Annotated in this window: 1 pseudogene; it reads left to right on the forward strand. The window is 66.0% G+C overall.

Annotated elements, in window-relative coordinates:
* A pseudogene (locus tag SB753_RS39145) lies at nucleotides 1-256 on the forward strand (amino acid dehydrogenase); the annotation flags it as partial.

A 256-nucleotide genomic window follows, 5' to 3' on the forward strand; every position in this document is an offset into this window, starting at 1 on the left:
TCAGTACGAGATGTTGCGGCCGCTCATCGAGTCCTCGCGCGAGGCGATGGCGGACATGGAAGCGCGCTTTGGCTACTAGTTCGAACAGGCAAGCGGACTGCTCTATCTGGTGCGTTCCGCGCAGGAGTGGCAGCAGTTGCAGCCCGCGCTCGGTCTGCTGGCGCTGCACCACGTGCCGCATCGTGTGCTCACTCCCGCGGAATGCGCGGCCTACGAGCATTCGGTGCGCACCGAGCCGGAATTCGCGGGCGGCGTG

The organism is Paraburkholderia sp. SIMBA_053, assembly GCF_046534895.1.
Lineage (GTDB): Bacteria > Pseudomonadota > Gammaproteobacteria > Burkholderiales > Burkholderiaceae > Paraburkholderia > Paraburkholderia caledonica.